Below are 14,319 nucleotides of genomic sequence, written 5' to 3'. Positions count from 1 at the left end.
CGTCCGCCCCGACCAGCAGCGGCATATGGGCGAAGCCGGGAACCGGGGCGCCCAAGGCCTCGAAGATCTCGATCTGGGCGCCGGTGTTGGTGACGTGGTCCTCACCCCGGATGATGTGGGTGATCGCCATGTCGATGTCGTCCACCACCGACGGCAGGGTGTAGAGGAACAGCCCGTCCTCGCGGATCAGCACCGGGTCCGACATGGAGGCGGTGTCGACCTCGGCGTGGCCGCGCGCCAGGTCTTCCCAGGACACCCGCTTGCCCTCCAGCTTGAAGCGCCAGTGCGGACGCCGCCCCTCGGCCTCGTACGCCGCCTTCTGCGCGTCGGTCAGGTCCAGGGCGGCGCGGTCGTAGATCGGCGGCAGGCCGCGCGACAGCTGCACCTTGCGGCGCCGATCCAGTTCCTCGGCCGTCTCATAGGCCGGATACAGCCGCCCGGACGCCTTCAGCCGCCCGGCGGCCTCTTCATAGCGGTCGAACCGCTTGGACTGGTTGTAGCGCTCGTCCCACGTCAGCCCCAGCCAGGTCAGGTCGTCCTCGATGCCCTGTTCGAATTCGGGCGTGGAGCGCGCCAGGTCCGTGTCGTCGATGCGCAGCACGAACGATCCGCCCTGCCCTTTGGCGAACAGCCAGTTCACCAGGGCGGTGCGGACGTTGCCGACGTGCAGATTACCCGTCGGCGACGGGGCGAAACGAACCTTGACGGACATGAAGACCTAGACCTCGAAAGCGAGGCGGCTAGGTCGCGCCGCAACCCGGCGAAGTCAAGGCGCGCCTTGGAAAGGCGACGCCGAAACTGACCGCGACGTCCCGGTCAGTCGTCGCGATGAACGCGCTCGCGGCGTTCGTGACGTTCCTGGGCCTCGACCGAGAGGGTCGCGGTCGGACGGGCCTCCAGTCGGCCCAGGCCGATCGGTTCGCCGGTGTCCTCGCAATAGCCGTAGGAGCCGTCCTCGATCCGGCGCAGCGCATCGTCGATCTTGGAGATCAGCTTGCGCTGGCGGTCGCGGGTCCGAAGCTCCAGCGCCCGGTCCGATTCCGATGACGCGCGATCCACCAGATCGGGGTGGTTCTCGGTCTCGGCCTTCAGATTGACCACCGTCCCGCGCGACTCCCTGAGGATGTCGTCCTTCCAGGCCAGAAGCTTTTTCTTGAAGTAGGCAAGCTGCCGTTCGTTCATGAACGGTTCGTCGTCGGACGGCCGGTACGCAGCCGTTTCTTCGGACATCACGGACGCCAATGCGTTCATCGCACTCACGCTCTAATAGCACGCCCCCCTGTGGCGTAGGGGCCGTATAGTCACCCGCGCGAGTCGCGGCAACGCGGCTCGCGATTCCGTGATCGCAATTCGATCAACAGGCGTCCAGGCGTGACAATTGTCACGCGATGCAAAGGGTTTACGATCCCGTACGGCGGTCGGCGCGTCGCATGTCGGCCTTGGCCAGTTCAACCGAGGCTCGAAGATCGATCTCGTCCAGGACGGCGTTGAGGCCCGACTCGTCGCCGGCTTCGGGCCGCTCCTCCTGAAGCGCGCGCGCAAGACGCTGAAGTGCGGCCTCGTCGGCCTCTCCGCCCAACAGCGCCAGCTTCAGCTCGTCCAACCGATCCAGCAGCCCTCCGCCGCGTTTGACGGCGCGGCGGCGACGCTCCAGCGGTCCCTCGACCCCTTGCAGGGCCATCAGCGCCGAGACGTCGGAAACGCCAGCGGCCGAAGCGGCGGGCGCGGCCGCGCCGGTGGCGGCTGCGCTGGACGCGCCCCCCAGCGAAAAGCCCGAGGCCGGGCGCGACGGTCGGGCGCTGGACGGGGCGCCGGGCGCGGTTGGGCCGGTGATCTTCATGCGACGCTCCGGATCATGGTCCGATGTTTCGTCGCCTGACGTGAGCGTTTGGTTAACGACACGGCAAAACTTGCCGAAGGCCCGCAGCAGAAAAAGGCCCGACCATTGCTTTTGTTGAGCATTTTCTCCGGCACGATCTTCGCAACGAATGGAGCGAATTGCATACGGATCCCGCACCCATGCAGAAAATGCTCGGCCGACTCATCGCCCCGCTCGTCCTGGCCGCCGCGTTCGGCGGCGCAGCCGCGCCGGCGATGGCCCAGTCGCGGATCAAGGACATCGCCGCCGTCGAGGGCGTTCGCTCCAACCAGTTGGTCGGCTATGGCCTCGTCGTCGGTCTGAACGGCACCGGCGACAGCCTGCGCAACTGCCCCTTCACCCGCCAGTCGCTGGAAGGCATGACCGAGCGGCTGGGCGTCAACATCCGCGGGACCAACGCCAACTCCAAGAACATGGCCGCCATCATGGTGACGGCCGATCTGCCAGCCTTCGCCACGCCCGGCTCGCGCATCGACGTTTCCGTGTCGTCCATGTGCGACGCCAAGAGCCTGCTGGGCGGCACCCTGCTGGTCACCAGCCTGCAAGGCGCGGACGGCCAGGTCTATGCAGTCGCTCAAGGGTCCATCCAGACCGGCGCGGTCTCCGCCTCGGGCGCCTCGGGCTCGTCGGTGACGCGCGGCGTGCCGACCGCCGGCCGCATCGCCTCCGGCGCCACGGTCGAGCGCGAGACCGGCTTTCAACTGGCGAACATGAACGAGGTGCGGCTGACGCTGCGCAACCCGGACTTCACCACCGCCCAGCGTGTGGCGGGCGTCATCAACGGCGCCTATCCCGGATCGGCCCTGGCCGAGAACGGCTCGGTCGTGGCGCTCCGCTCGCCCGGTCAGATGGGCATGGCCGGCTTCATCAGCCAGATCGAGAACCTGCCCATCACCGTCGACTCTCCCGCCAAGGTCATCATCGACGAGGTCAACGGCGTGATCGTGATGGGCGAGGCGGTCCGCATCTCCCAGGTCGCGATCGCCCAGGGCAACCTGACCATCTCGGTCGACGAACGGCCCTTCGTCAGCCAGCCCGCCCCCTTCAGCCAGGGCCAGACAGCCGTGGTCCCCGACAGCGGCGTCAGCGTCGAGGAGGACCTGGGCACCCAGATGCGCCTGGTCGGCGGCGCGGCCAACCTGTCCACCCTGGTCAACGGCCTGAACGCTCTGGGCGTCAGCCCGCGCGACATGATCTCCATCCTGCAGGCGATCAAGGCCGCCGGCGCCCTGCAGGCCGACATCGAGGTGATGTGATCATGGCCGACCTGACCCTTCCGACCGATCTGCTCAAGCCTGTCGGCCAGGCCGTCGGCGCCGTCTCGGACAAGGCGCGCGAAACGGCCGAAGCCTTCGAGGCGACCTTCCTGGCCCAGATGATGAAGCCCATGTTCGAGGGCCTGTCGACCGACGGTCCCTTCGGCGGGGGCAGCGCCGAACAGACGTGGCGCAGCTTCCTGGTCGACGAAATGGCCAAGAAGACCGTCGCCGCCGGCGGCATCGGCCTGGCCTCGTCGGTGATGAGCGAGATGCTGAAGATGCAGGAGCAGTCCCAATGAGCGACGCCGACCTGGCCCGGGCGCGCGTGCGCCAGCTGATCGATCTGACCCGCCGCCTGGGCGAACGTTTGTCCGCCGAGACCGAGGCCCTGGAAACCCATCGCCCGCGCGACATCGCCGCGGGCCTGGCCGAGACGCAGGAAATGGCCAACCTCTACCGCCGCGACACGGCCCTGGTGAAGGCCGATCCCGGCCTGCTCTCGACCGCGCCCGCCGCCGACAAGCGCGAACTGGCCGACGCCACCCGCGCCTTCGACGACATCCTGAACCGCCACGCACGGGCGGTGGAGGCCGCGCGGACGATCTCGGAGGGGCTGGTGCGAACCATAGCCCACGAGGTCGCCGCCTCGCGCACGCCGGCCGCCGCCTACGCCGCCGACGGCCGGGCCGCCCAGGGCGACGGTCGCGCCGTCGCCTTTGATCGCACGGCCTGAAGACGACGCTTCACGCCGCCGCGTTGCCGATTTTTTAAGCGCGCGCGTGCTCAATGACGTCATGAGCATGACCACTCGCCTGCTGGGTCTCGCCTTCGCGTCCGCCGATGCGTTGATCGAGATCGATTCAGGCGGGGCGATCGCCTTCGGCATCGGCGTGGGTCCGGTTTCGGGCCAGGACGCCGCCACCTGGGCGGGCAAGGCGCTGGGCGATCTGCTTCATGACGCCGGCGGCGTGGTCAGGACCATACGCGCGCTCCAGCCCGGCCAGCGCACCCCGGCCGTCTCCGTCTTGCTGCGCGCGGGACCGGACCGGCTGCGACGCGCCACCTTGAGGGCCTTCGTCCTGCCGCAACTGGCCCCGGCCGTGTCGTGCGGCCTGACCTATGAAGGCCCCGCCTTCATGGCCTCCGAGCTGCAGACCCGCCCGCTGGTCGACGCCGAAACCTTCATGGCGGAAGCCGCGCCCGTGGTGGACAGCGCATCGGGCCTGGCCCTCGCCTTCCTGGACGTTCAGGGCCTTGAGGGACTGACCGACGACGTGGCCCAGCGGATGAACCGACGCATCGAGGCCACGCTGCAATCCGCCGCCGTCCAGGGCTCCAGCGCCGCCCAACTGACGCCGGAACGCTTCGCCCTGCTGCGCGCGCCGGACGACCGCCGCGACATCGCCGCCGAGATCGTCGAGGCTGGCCGCGCCGAGGGCGTCGACCTGTCGGCCCGGAATTTCACCTCTGAAGTGCCCGAGGGCGCGGAAACCCTGTGCGTGCTTCGGGCCATGCGCTTCGCCATCGAGGGCTGCCTGAAGGACGACGGCCTGGCCAATCCGCAGCTGGCCTTCGCCGACTCGCTGAAGCGCACCTTCCGCGACGCCGAGACCTTCCGCACCTTGGTCAAGGCGCGTGAATTCCACGTCCATTATCAGCCCATCGTCCATCTGGACTCTCGCGCCGTTCATCATTTCGAGGCGCTCGCGCGCTTCAGCGCCAATAACGGACCCGGCGAAGCGATCCGCATGGCCGAGGAGCTGGCCCTTATCGAATCCTTCGACCTGGCGGTCGCCGAAAAGGTCCTGAAGCGGATGCGCCAGCCCGGCGCCGGCCTGTTGAAGATGGCGATCAACGTGTCGGGCGGTTCGCTGGGCGACGACGCCTATGTCGAGAACCTGTTGAACATGACCAGCGGCGCCGCGGCCGAACGCAAGCGGCTGATGGTCGAGGTCACCGAGACCGCGGCTGTGGCCGATCTCGAGGCCGCCGACCGACGCCTGGGCGCCCTGCGTGAAGCCGGCATCAAGGTCTGCATCGACGACTTCGGCGCCGGCGCCGCCTCGTACGACTATATCCGTCGCCTCTCTGTGGATGCGGTCAAGATCGACGGCGCCCTGATCCACGATATCGAGACCGACGAGCGCTCGGCCACCATGCTGCGCAGCATCGTCGAGCTGTGCCAGTCTCTGAAGCTGGAGATCATCGCCGAGATGATCGAGACCGAAAGCCTGGCCAAGACGCTTCAGGGCATGGGCGTCCAGTTCGGCCAGGGGTGGCTGTTCGGCCGCCCGGAGGCCGAGCCGCGCACGCAACTGGCCTCCGTCGCCCCCATCCGGCGTCGCGGCGCCATCGAGGCCTGGGGTTAGAGGGCCAGCGTCCGATCCACGCGCACGGCCGCCAGGAAGTCCCGGTCGTGGCTCACCACCACCAGCGCGCCGTCAAAGGCGGCGAGCGCATCCTCCACCGCCTCGATCGAGGCCAGATCCAGATGATTGGTCGGTTCGTCGAGGATCAGCAGTTGCGGCGGCGTGGTTCCCGTCATCACGCACGCCAGCGCCCCGCGCAGCCGCTCCCCGCCTGACAGGTCGCCGACGCGCTTGTGCGCCGAGGCGTTGCGGAACAGAAACCGCGCCAGCGCCGCCTGGGCGTCGTTCAGACCGCCCGCCGGGTTCAGCCTCATCCACGCCTCCGCCAGGGTTTCCTGAGGCCGCAGGATATCCGCCTGCTGATCCAGCATGACGCCTCTGACCGGTCGCTCGACCGTTCCCGATGTCGGCTCGACCCCTCCGGCGATCAACCGCAGCAGCGTGGTCTTACCCGCGCCGTTCACGCCGGTCACCGCGACCCGTTCCGGGCCGGTAAGGTCTAGGGAGATCGGACCCAGCACGACCCGTCCGTCCGGCGCCGCCCAGGTCGCGTCGCGCAAAATCCTCACCGACCGGCCCGGCGGCAGGCCGGTCGGCGGCAAGGCGATGGAGAGAGCGCGCACTCGCTCGACCCGCGCCCGCGAGGTCGCCAGCGCGGCTTCGGCCGTCTCGGCCTGGCGCAACGCCAGCCGATGATCGCGCGCGCCGCTGTTTTCCGCCTGCTCGGCCCGCGCGCCGATCAGGATTCGCGGCATGTCGCCCCGGCCGGCCTTGCGACGGCCGGCGGCGTCACGTCGCGCCTTGGCCTCTGTGCGTCGCTGCGCCTCGGCGCCCGCGCGCGAAACGTTCCTTTCCGCCTCGCCCAGCGCCCGCTCCGCGGCCGCGCGCGCCTCGGCCTTTCGCGCGGCGTAAAGATCGTAGCCGCCGCCGAAGACCTCCACGCCCAGTCCCGAAATGTCGACGATCCGGTCCATGCGGCGCAGCAGGTCGCGGTCGTGGCTGACCACGACCACGCCGCCCTCCCATCGCTCCACCATCTCCGACACGCGCCGACGCGCTTCCTGGTCCAGGTGATTGGTCGGCTCGTCCAGCAGGATCAGGTCCGGCCTTTGCAGCATCAGCCGCGCCAGCCGCAACCGCGTGCGTTCTCCCCCGCTCAGCGCCGCCGTCTGGCGCGCCATCGGCAGGCCGGTCAGCCCCGCCGCCGCCAGCGCTTCACGGAGGCGCGCTTCCAGCGTCCAGTCCGCCTCCGCCAGATCGTCGCCCACGTCCTCGCCGGCCAGTATACGCTCGATCAGCCGAAGCCCCTCCGCCGCGCCCAAGGCGTCTTCCACGATTTCGCCAGGGGGGCCTTCGCCGCGCTGATCCAGAAGGCCGACCGAGCCCGTGCGCGCGACCGCGCCTTCTGCCGGCGCCTGGCGGCCGGCGATCAAGCGCAGCAAGGTGCTCTTGCCCGCGCCATTGCGACCGACCACGCCGGTGCGCTCGCGCGCGAACGTCAGACTAAGATTATCGAAGAGCGTGACGCCTTCAGGCGTCCATGCGGCGACCGTGTCGAGCGTCACGAGTGCGGACGCGGACCCGCTTGGGCTTGGGCTGGTTGGCATGGAGGATCACGAGCAGCATGGCGGACAGGGCGGAACCGGTTGCCAGTGCGATGATCATGATCGTCGAGCCTCCTTGCTCAAGTGCTCAGGGAACTGAGGATGGCGTCTCCGGTTCCGCTCCGCAAGCCCGGTATCGCACACGGGCGCGTGAACAGGGACAAGCCGTCCAATGGATACGCGGCGCCGGACGTCCTAAGGAAGGGCCTATGCAGCCCCCGTTCCGTATCGCGGATTCCGCCGGCGCCGCCGAACGCCGCGCGGCCGTCGTCCAGCAGAACAAGGACCAGACCGGCGTGGACGAGGCGCTGATCGACCGCGTGGTCGACGCCTTTTACGCCCGTGTGCGCGACGACGCGCTGATCGGCCCGATCTTCGCTGACCGCATCGAGGACTGGGGACCGCACCTGGCCCAGATGAAGCGGTTCTGGTCGTCCGTGGTCCTGTCCAGCGGCGTCTATCAGGGCCGTCCGATGCCCAAGCATCTGCCCCTGCCGATCGACGCGCGGCATTTCGATCGCTGGCTGGCGTTGTTTCAGGACACGGTGCGCGACCTGTGCCCGCCGGTGGCGGCGGACGCCTTCATGGAGCGAGCACGGCGCATCGCCGACAGCCTGGAGCTGGGCGTGGCCAACGCCAACGGCGTCCTGCTGGCTCCCGGCGAACGCTATCGCGCCCCGCCTCCGCCGTGGAACGGGGAGGCCTGACCTAGCCCTTGTCGGTCGTCGCCTCGACCAGGGCGCGCCAGACGGCGTCCCGGTCCAGGGAAGCGGGCGCCACGAACTCCGCCATGCGGTCGTGCAGGGCGACCGGCTTCAGGAAATCCTCCACCCGGTGATAGGTCGGCCGGTCGGCGTAATCGTCGAACAGGATGCGCGTCCCCGGCCAGGCGAACAGCAGCGAGGCGTAAAGGCACGCCCGGCGGAACCGCCCATCGATCAGAACCAGGTCGGGAACCAGTCCGCGCGCCCGGCACGTCTCCCAGCCCAGCAGCGGATAAGCATGCCAGCGCCGCCAGTGTTGCTCCGACGCCGGATGCCCCCATTCCACCGTCGGGCCGATGTCGGCGTGAAGCAGGATGCGCTCGCCCGGCGCGTGGTCCAGCGCCTGTCGCAAGGCCGCCAGCCACGCGCCGTCGCTCTCCACGCTGACGGTGAAGGGCGTCCCGATCTCGGCGGCCATGACCGTGGAGCCGCCCGAGCCGTACTCCAGATAGCCCCGAGATCGCCTCAGCAGACTGCGCAGGCGCGCCACGGCGGCCTCCGGCATATGCGGCGTGCGTGGAATGGCGGGCGAAGGCGGCGTCATGGCGTTCTCCGCCGACCGAGAAGGAAGGCGCAGGTGACCGCAGGCAGGACGCGACGTCAACGGTTGCGAAGGCGCACGTCAGAGTAGCTCGCCCTCCGTTCTCCAATTGTTCTTGCTTAAATCGCGGAATTCGTCCCCATATATCGGCGTCGCTCCGGAGCCGCCGGGGCCTCCCCGCGTTCCCGATCAGGCATGACCGAAAAGCACAACTTCATCCGCGTTCGCGGCGCCCGCGAGCACAATCTCAAGGGCGTGGACGTCGACATCCCGCGCGAGCAGCTGGTGGTGATGACCGGGCTGTCCGGCTCGGGCAAGTCGTCGCTCGCCTTCGACACCATCTACGCCGAGGGCCAGCGCCGCTACGTCGAGAGCCTGTCAGCCTACGCCCGCCAGTTCCTGGAGCTTATGGGCAAGCCGGACGTGGACCTGATCGAAGGCCTGTCCCCGGCCATCTCCATCGAGCAGAAGACGACGTCCAAGAACCCCCGTTCGACCGTCGGCACGGTGACGGAAATCCACGACTACATGCGTCTGCTGTGGGCGCGGGTGGGGGTTCCCTATTCGCCCGCCACCGGACTGCCGATCGAAAGCCAGACCATCAGCCAGATGGTCGACAAGCTGACCGCCCTGCCGGACGGAGAGCGCATACTTCTGCTCGCGCCCGTCGTTCGGGGCCGCAAGGGCGAGTACAAGAAGGAAATCGCCGAGTGGCAGCGGCAGGGCTTCCAGCGCCTGAAGATCGACGGCCAGTTCTATCCGATCGACGAAGCGCCGACGCTGGACAAGAAGTTCAAGCACGACATCGACATCGTCGTGGACCGGATCGTCACAAAGCCCGAGCAGGAAGGCCGCTACGCCGACAGTCTGCAGACGGCCCTGGGCCTGGCCGACGGTCTGGCGACGGCCGAATGGGCGTCGACCAACGAGGGCGAGACCGCGCCCCGCACCCTGGTCTTTTCCGAACGCTTCGCCTGCCCCGTCTCCGGCTTCACCATCGCCGAGATCGAGCCGCGCCTGTTTTCCTTCAACAATCCGTTCGGCGCCTGCCCGGTCTGCGACGGGCTGGGGGTCAAGCTGGCCTTCGACGCCGACCTGGTCATCCCGGACCGCGACAAGAGCCTGCACAAGGGCGCCGTCGCCCCCTGGGCGCGCGGCCCCTCGCCGCTCTACACCCAGACGCTGCAGTCGCTCGCCCGCCACTACGGTTTCTCGATGGACAAGGCGTGGCGCGACCTTCCGGCCCAGGCGCACAAGGCGATCCTCTACGGAACTGGCTCCGAGAAGATCAAGTTCACCTATGACGACAACGCCCGCAAGTACGAGGTCTCCAAGCCGTTCGAGGGCGTGCTGCCGAACCTGGAGCGGCGCTGGCGCGAGACCGACAGCGCCTGGGTGCGCGAGGAACTGGCCCGCTATCAGTCCGAAACGCCGTGCGAGGCGTGCGGCGGCAAGCGGCTGAAGCCCGAGGCCCTGGCGGTCAAGGTCGGCGGCGAGGACATCGCCGACATCTCCATGCTGTCGATCTCCAAGGCCTACCTCTGGTTCTCCACGCTGGAGCAGAGCCTGACTGACAAGCAGATGGAGATCGCCCGGCGCATCCTGAAGGAGATCACCGACCGGCTGCGGTTCCTGAACAACGTTGGCCTGGACTACCTGAACCTGTCGCGATCCTCCGGCACCCTGTCCGGCGGCGAGAGCCAGCGCATCCGCCTGGCCTCCCAGATCGGCTCGGGCCTGACGGGCGTCCTCTACGTGCTGGACGAACCCTCCATCGGCCTGCACCAGCGCGATAACACCCGCCTGCTGGACAGCCTGAAGGGCCTGCGCGACCTGGGCAATTCGGTCCTTGTCGTCGAGCATGACGAGGAAGCCATCCTGACCGCCGACTACGTCATCGACATGGGCCCGGCCGCCGGCGTCCACGGCGGCTCGGTCTGCGCCGAGGGCACGCCTGAACAGGTCATGGCCAATCCGAACTCCCTGACCGGCCAATATCTGACCGGCGAGAGAGAGATCGAGATTCCCGCCGACGGCCGCCGCCCCATCGACCGCAAGCGGATGCTCAAGATTTCCGGCGCCAGCGGCAACAATCTGAAAAGCGTCACCGGGGAAATTCCCGTCGGCGTCTTCACCTGCATCACCGGCGTGTCCGGCGGCGGCAAGTCGACCTTCACCATCGAGACCCTGTACAAGGCCGCCGCGCGCCGCCTGAACAATGCGTCCGACGCCCCCGCCCCCTTCGACCGGATCGAGGGGCTGGAGCATTTCGACAAGGTCATCGACATCGACCAGTCCCCCATCGGCCGCACCCCGCGCTCCAACCCGGCCACCTACACCGGCGCCTTCGGCCCAATCCGCGACTGGTACGCCGGCCTGCCGGAATCCAAGGCGCGCGGCTACGGCCCCGGCCGGTTCAGCTTCAACGTCAAGGGTGGGCGCTGCGAGGCCTGTCAAGGCGACGGCGTCATCAAGATCGAGATGCACTTCCTGCCCGACGTCTATGTCACCTGCGACGTGTGCAAGGGCAAACGCTACAACCGCGAAACGTTGGAGATCGTGTTCAAGGGCAAGTCCATCTCGGACGTGCTGGACATGACCGTCGAGGAGGCGGCGAGCTTCTTCAAGGCCGTGCCGCCAATCCGCGACAAGATGCTGACGCTGGAGCGGGTCGGCCTGGGCTACGTCAAGGTCGGCCAGCCGGCCACCACCCTGTCGGGCGGCGAGGCCCAGCGGGTCAAGCTGTCGAAGGAACTGTCGAAACGCGCGACGGGCCGCACCTTGTACATCCTCGACGAGCCGACCACCGGCCTGCATTTCGAGGACACCCGAAAGCTGCTGGAAGTGCTGCAGGAACTGGTCGAGGCCGGCAACACCATTGTGGTGATCGAGCACAATCTCGATGTCATCAAGGTCGCCGACTACCTGCTCGACTTCGGCCCCGAAGGCGGCGACGGCGGCGGCGAGATCGTCGCGGTCGGCACGCCCGAACAGGTGGCCGCCAACAAGGCCAGCTGGACCGGAAAATACCTCAAGGAGGTGCTGGATCGGCACGAAGCGCGCCGCAAGGCCCGTGTCGCCGAGCTGACGCCCGCGAGGAAGAAGGCGCGCGCTAAGGCTTCGGCTTAGACCGACAGGTCGGCCGCGTCGGCGGTTACCCCGTGGTCGCGGCTGCGGCCGCGCACGGCCAGGACGATCGAACCGACCAACAGCACGACGGTGACGACCACGCTGCCTTCGGGGCCGAAGGCGGCGCCCGTCATCCACCAGGGCGGCTCCGACCGGGTCGCCAGATCCACCACCAGCGGTGGGGCGTCGATCACCTGGCCCGAGACTTCCAGGCCGAACCCCAGCCCGAGCAGCCAGTTCCACGCCGCGTGCCAGCCGCACACGCCCCACAGCGATCCCTCGCGCGCGGCGTACAGACCGATGAAGACGCCGAACAGCGTGACATTGGTCACCCCCATCGCCAGGGCCGGCGACGGATCGATATTGGCCGCGTGCAACAGGCCGAACAGCGCCGAGCTCAGCCCCACGCCCCACGCCAGCCCGTGGCGAGAGGCGATGACCTGCATCAGCCAGCCGCGCGTGACGATCTCCTCGGTCGAGCCCTGAATGACGAAGCCGACCATCAGCACCAGGATGGGAATTAGACCGGCGACGGCCGATGGGCTGGAGAACACGCCGCCGCCTTCGATGCGATAGCCGCCCAGGGCCGCGATGATCCCGACCACGCCCAGCAGGAAGGCCAGTCCGATGGCGTATCCGCGCACGAAACGCTTCAGGCCCGAACCGTTGAAGCCGATGGTCGTCAGGCCGCGCCGCTCGAACAGCATCACCCAGCCGATCACGATCAGGGCGATGAAGGCGAAGCCCGCCAGCGTCCACGCCGTGCCCAGCCAGCCCACGTCCGCGCCGTCGGGCGTCATCAAGCCCAGAAGCATCCCCGGTACGAAGGCCAGGGTCTGGCCCAGGGCGATGAAGACGATCGCCAGCACCAGGGCGGCGGCCGTCCAGGTGCGGCGATGTCGCGGCCGACGCGGCGCATACAGTTCGATGCCGGCCATGTTTCTGCTCCGTTTCTTGATCCCGCGCCCGCCGGATCAGCCGTCGCGCAGGCCCTGCCAGGCCGCCGAGAATGGCGCATACAGCACCGCCAGTTGCAGCGCCGACAGAATGGCGTTGATGACCGACCAACTGACGATCGCCACCCACGAATGTTGCAGCATTTCCAGGCCGGATACGCCGTCGAAAGCCGCCAGGCCGTTCAGGCCGCCGGTCATCAGCGTGATCGGCATGGCGACGATGGATCCCAGAAGGCTGACCACCATGGTCATGATGAAGACGATCACGCTCATGCCCAGCAGCGGCCAGAACCGGCCGCGCGTGGCCTTGAACGATTCGAAGATGACGACCCGGCCCTGGTCCAGAGTCATCGGCACGGCCAGGCTCAGGCGCACGGCCAGCCAGACCAGCCCGGCGACCAGCGCCAACCCCAGCAGCAGGGCGACCAGGAAAAGAAACGCCTGTCCAGAGGCGGCGCCCGCGCCGCCGATCATGCCGATCACGATGAAGCCGACCGCGCTGGCCAGTCCGAAGATCAGGCTGATCACGATGCTGACCGCCATCACCCGCAGTTCGTCCTTGCCCAGCCGCAGATAGCCCCAGGCGTCCTGCGCCGGCCGCAGCACCGACCGCGCGACCGCCGCGCTGAGCACCGCGCCGACGACCAGGCCCACGGGGATCAGCCAGCTCATGCCGGCATAGGCCAGGCCCAGCTGGCGCACGTCCTCGATCGACGGCTCGGCGGCCTGTTCGATCGCCTGGGCCAGGGCCATGACCCGCGCGAACGATCCGGCCCCCACGCCGAACATGACCAGGAACATCGCCAGATAGACCGCGCCCCACAGCAGCACGATAATGGGCTTGCGGCGGACGACGCGGAAACCTTCGAAAGCGGCTTCGGTGGCGGAAAAACTCATGGATGGGCTCCGGGACGACTCGTCACGCTTCTAGCGCACCTTGCGGCGAACCATCGAGCAATTGTCGGCAGGCCGAGGCGAAGGGCGCGCACAGAAGCGTCATCACCGCGCCGTAGAGGAAGGCCCCCGGCCCGATCAGCACGACCACCAGGCCGGCGATGACGCCGGGCGGCGGCATCAGGTCGCGGAACGTCACGGCCTGTTCCACCGCCTGCATATGGGCGAAGACGCCGCTGGCGAAGATCGCCAGGATCGCCAAGAAGGCGATGACGAAATAGATCGCCATGTAGATCAGCCAGGTGCAGATCAGCAGGCCGAGCAGCGACCCCACCCGCCCCTTGGCCAGATTCCAGCCCTCCACGAAGGCGAACCGCTCCAGGATCAGCGTCGCCGGCGCGATCAGCGACAGCCGCGCCATGGCGTAGATCACCGCCGCGATCAGGCCCAGCACCATCAGGAAGCCGAGCAGGATGGCCAGCGCCTCGTTCGCTTGCCACGCCACCGCCCCGATGGCCACGCCCAGCAGCACCAGCACGATCACGGCGATATAGGCGCCAAAGAAGAGCGCCACGCCCACCACGCCCACCCGAAGCTCATCCATGCCCGCCCGCATGAAGAAGTATCGGTCGGGGCGGCCGATCCTAAGGGTCGCCCGCATCGTCGCGGTCCAGATGATGATGCTCAAGGCGACCTGGCCCAGGTTGGCCAGCATCGACATACCCTGGAAGGCCATCATCCTTCCCAGGAACTCGGGCGGCGGTTCGGCGCCCTCCGCCTGGGCCAGGGGCAGATCGGCCAGCGATCCAAAGACCAGGGCCGACAGCGCCAGGCTGAAGACGACCATCGTCAGGCCCCAGACGAACACCGCCAGCGGATGCCGACGGATCACCCGCACGGGCGCGGCCAGGGCCTCGCCGATGG

15 protein-coding genes are annotated in these 14,319 nt (G+C 68.3%); 6 read left to right on the top strand and 9 right to left on the bottom strand.

Annotated elements, in window-relative coordinates:
* The 3 genes from B2U11_RS09290 to B2U11_RS09280 form a co-directional block, all read right to left on the bottom strand.
* On the bottom strand, positions 1 to 712 hold a 712-nt coding region (locus B2U11_RS09290), incomplete at its 3' end, for a glutamate--tRNA ligase (protein ID WP_292071314.1).
* A 104-nt stretch (positions 713 to 816) separates the two neighbouring features.
* A complete protein-coding gene (gene dksA / locus B2U11_RS09285; RefSeq protein WP_414632951.1) occupies positions 817 to 1,230 on the bottom strand; it encodes an RNA polymerase-binding protein DksA in 414 nt (137 codons plus the stop codon).
* A gap of 169 nt (positions 1,231 to 1,399) precedes the next feature.
* The gene (locus B2U11_RS09280) at positions 1,400 to 1,840 is read right to left on the bottom strand and encodes a flagellar assembly protein FliX (RefSeq protein ID WP_292071312.1); all 441 of its coding nucleotides are present in this window, start codon (positions 1,838 to 1,840) and stop codon (positions 1,400 to 1,402) included.
* 179 nt (positions 1,841 to 2,019) lie between these two features.
* Here B2U11_RS09280 and B2U11_RS09275 point away from each other — a divergent pair, with 179 nt between their 5' ends.
* From B2U11_RS09275 to B2U11_RS09260, 4 genes are all read left to right on the top strand, one after another.
* Positions 2,020 to 3,135 carry a flagellar basal body P-ring protein FlgI gene (locus B2U11_RS09275; RefSeq protein WP_292071311.1) on the top strand — a complete coding sequence of 372 codons (1,116 nt, stop codon included), beginning with the start codon at positions 2,020 to 2,022 and terminating at the stop codon, positions 3,133 to 3,135.
* A 2-nt stretch (positions 3,136 to 3,137) separates the two neighbouring features.
* The gene (locus tag B2U11_RS09270) at positions 3,138 to 3,437 is read left to right on the top strand and encodes a rod-binding protein (RefSeq protein ID WP_249750228.1); all 300 of its coding nucleotides are present in this window, start codon (positions 3,138 to 3,140) and stop codon (positions 3,435 to 3,437) included.
* Complete coding sequence (locus tag B2U11_RS09265) at positions 3,434 to 3,871, top strand: flagellar basal-body protein FlbY (protein WP_292071310.1); 438 nt, start codon at positions 3,434 to 3,436, stop codon at positions 3,869 to 3,871. Before B2U11_RS09270 ends, B2U11_RS09265 begins: the two co-directional genes overlap by 4 nt.
* A 67-nt stretch (positions 3,872 to 3,938) precedes the next feature.
* On the top strand, positions 3,939 to 5,507 hold the full coding sequence (locus B2U11_RS09260) for an EAL domain-containing protein (protein WP_292071309.1): 1,569 nt from the start codon (positions 3,939 to 3,941) through the stop codon (positions 5,505 to 5,507).
* Here the strand turns inward: B2U11_RS09260 and B2U11_RS09255 are convergent.
* Positions 5,504 to 7,072, bottom strand: coding sequence for an ABC-F family ATP-binding cassette domain-containing protein (locus tag B2U11_RS09255; RefSeq protein ID WP_292071308.1), 1,569 nt, complete (start codon positions 7,070 to 7,072; stop codon positions 5,504 to 5,506). The genes B2U11_RS09260 and B2U11_RS09255 overlap by 4 nt on opposite strands.
* Positions 7,038 to 7,172, bottom strand: a complete 135-nt coding sequence (locus tag B2U11_RS09250; protein WP_292071307.1) for a hypothetical protein — start codon at positions 7,170 to 7,172, stop codon at positions 7,038 to 7,040. Before B2U11_RS09250 ends, B2U11_RS09255 begins: the two co-directional genes overlap by 35 nt.
* A 148-nt stretch (positions 7,173 to 7,320) precedes the next feature.
* Between B2U11_RS09250 and B2U11_RS09245 the strand changes: the two genes are divergently transcribed.
* A complete protein-coding gene (locus tag B2U11_RS09245; RefSeq protein ID WP_292071306.1) occupies positions 7,321 to 7,818 on the top strand; it encodes a group III truncated hemoglobin in 498 nt (165 codons plus the stop codon).
* 1 nt (position 7,819) lies between these two features.
* Here the strand turns inward: B2U11_RS09245 and B2U11_RS09240 are convergent, their stop codons facing one another.
* Positions 7,820 to 8,419 carry a hypothetical protein gene (locus B2U11_RS09240; protein ID WP_292071305.1) on the bottom strand — a complete coding sequence of 200 codons (600 nt, stop codon included), beginning with the start codon at positions 8,417 to 8,419 and terminating at the stop codon, positions 7,820 to 7,822.
* 192 nt (positions 8,420 to 8,611) lie between these two features.
* Between B2U11_RS09240 and uvrA the strand changes: the two genes are divergently transcribed.
* Complete coding sequence (gene uvrA / locus B2U11_RS09235) at positions 8,612 to 11,545, top strand: excinuclease ABC subunit UvrA (RefSeq protein ID WP_292071304.1); 2,934 nt, start codon at positions 8,612 to 8,614, stop codon at positions 11,543 to 11,545.
* Here uvrA and B2U11_RS09230 read toward each other — a convergent pair.
* The 3 genes from B2U11_RS09230 to B2U11_RS09220 form a co-directional block, all read right to left on the bottom strand.
* On the bottom strand, positions 11,542 to 12,483 hold the full coding sequence (locus tag B2U11_RS09230; protein ID WP_292071303.1) for a CPBP family intramembrane glutamic endopeptidase: 942 nt from the start codon (positions 12,481 to 12,483) through the stop codon (positions 11,542 to 11,544). The two genes, uvrA and B2U11_RS09230, sit on opposite strands and share 4 nt — an antisense overlap.
* A 36-nt stretch (positions 12,484 to 12,519) precedes the next feature.
* Positions 12,520 to 13,398: a hypothetical protein gene (locus B2U11_RS09225; protein ID WP_292071302.1), complete on the bottom strand. Its 879-nt coding sequence runs from the start codon at positions 13,396 to 13,398 to the stop codon at positions 12,520 to 12,522.
* 22 nt (positions 13,399 to 13,420) lie between these two features.
* Positions 13,421 to 14,319 (bottom strand): hypothetical protein (locus tag B2U11_RS09220; RefSeq protein WP_414632950.1); only part of this gene is annotated, 899 nt, incomplete at its 5' end.

The organism is Brevundimonas sp. UBA7534 (assembly GCF_002479325.1).
Lineage (GTDB): Bacteria > Pseudomonadota > Alphaproteobacteria > Caulobacterales > Caulobacteraceae > Brevundimonas.
This window is presented reverse-complemented; position numbering and strand designations above follow the sequence as displayed.

Bases quoted from the DNA above. Each gene is read 5' to 3' on its own strand.
- dksA (WP_414632951.1), bottom strand. From the start codon at position 1,230: ATGTCCGAAGAAACGGCTGCGTACCGGCCGTCCGACGACGAACCGTTC.
- B2U11_RS09280 (WP_292071312.1), bottom strand. From the start codon at position 1,840: ATGAAGATCACCGGCCCAACCGCGCCCGGCGCCCCGTCCAGCGCCCGA.
- B2U11_RS09275 (WP_292071311.1), top strand. From the start codon at position 2,020: ATGCAGAAAATGCTCGGCCGACTCATCGCCCCGCTCGTCCTGGCCGCC.
- B2U11_RS09270 (WP_249750228.1), top strand. From the start codon at position 3,138: ATGGCCGACCTGACCCTTCCGACCGATCTGCTCAAGCCTGTCGGCCAG.
- B2U11_RS09265 (WP_292071310.1), top strand. From the start codon at position 3,434: ATGAGCGACGCCGACCTGGCCCGGGCGCGCGTGCGCCAGCTGATCGAT.
- B2U11_RS09260 (WP_292071309.1), top strand. From the start codon at position 3,939: ATGACCACTCGCCTGCTGGGTCTCGCCTTCGCGTCCGCCGATGCGTTG.
- B2U11_RS09250 (WP_292071307.1), bottom strand. From the start codon at position 7,172: ATGATCATCGCACTGGCAACCGGTTCCGCCCTGTCCGCCATGCTGCTC.
- B2U11_RS09245 (WP_292071306.1), top strand. From the start codon at position 7,321: ATGCAGCCCCCGTTCCGTATCGCGGATTCCGCCGGCGCCGCCGAACGC.
- B2U11_RS09240 (WP_292071305.1), bottom strand. From the start codon at position 8,419: ATGACGCCGCCTTCGCCCGCCATTCCACGCACGCCGCATATGCCGGAG.
- uvrA (WP_292071304.1), top strand. From the start codon at position 8,612: ATGACCGAAAAGCACAACTTCATCCGCGTTCGCGGCGCCCGCGAGCAC.
- B2U11_RS09230 (WP_292071303.1), bottom strand. From the start codon at position 12,483: ATGGCCGGCATCGAACTGTATGCGCCGCGTCGGCCGCGACATCGCCGC.
- B2U11_RS09225 (WP_292071302.1), bottom strand. From the start codon at position 13,398: ATGAGTTTTTCCGCCACCGAAGCCGCTTTCGAAGGTTTCCGCGTCGTC.